1 protein-coding gene and 1 pseudogene are annotated in these 583 nt (G+C 74.3%); both read left to right on the forward strand.

The genetic code is table 11. The features are described from left to right. Positions 1–216 (forward strand): hypothetical protein (locus tag ACLZOT_RS49745; RefSeq protein ID WP_416975951.1); only part of this gene is annotated, 216 nt, incomplete at its 5' end. Then, positions 213–583: pseudogene (locus ACLZOT_RS49750) on the forward strand (hypothetical protein); the annotation flags it as partial. The gene ACLZOT_RS49745 and the pseudogene ACLZOT_RS49750, both read left to right, overlap by 4 nt.

The raw sequence follows: 583 nt of genomic DNA on the forward strand, positions 1-583 counted from the left end.
GCGACCGCGGACGCGGTCCTCGCCCATCTCGCGGCGGCCGGGGTCGCGCCGGAGGACGTGCGGTTCGCCGCCGTGGTCCGCAATCACCGCAGCGGCTATGTCCCCGACCACTGCCCGGCCGTCATCGACGACTGGATCGTCTTCCCCTGGGAGACGGCCCGGGAGTCCACCGAGGACTGCCGTCCCTTCCCGGCCGAGGCACGGGTGCGCCGGTGAGCGGCGGTTTCCCCGGCAGCGGGCTGACCCGGGCGGCGGACGCGGCCTCGCTCGGGCTGCCCGGCTGCTACGACGCGGTCGATCTGTACCGCTACGACAGCAGGATCAGCGGCCGGGTCGAGGTGGCGCGGACGCTCGCCGGGATCGAGCAGGAGCACGGCACCCGGCCGACGGTGGTGTTCACGGACATCGCCGAGCGGCCGGGGACGCGGGTGCTGTGCCACCAGTATCCGCGCCAGGTGCTGCTGGCCGCGCTGGGCACGACGGAGGAGAAGCACCTGCCGGAGATGTCCCGCCGGCTCGCGGGCCCCGTACCGTCAGCAGACACCAGCCAACTCCCGCTCACCCGGCGGGAGTTGCCCGGCAT

The organism is Streptomyces sp. 4F14, from assembly GCF_048159485.1.
GTDB lineage: Bacteria > Actinomycetota > Actinomycetes > Streptomycetales > Streptomycetaceae > Streptomyces.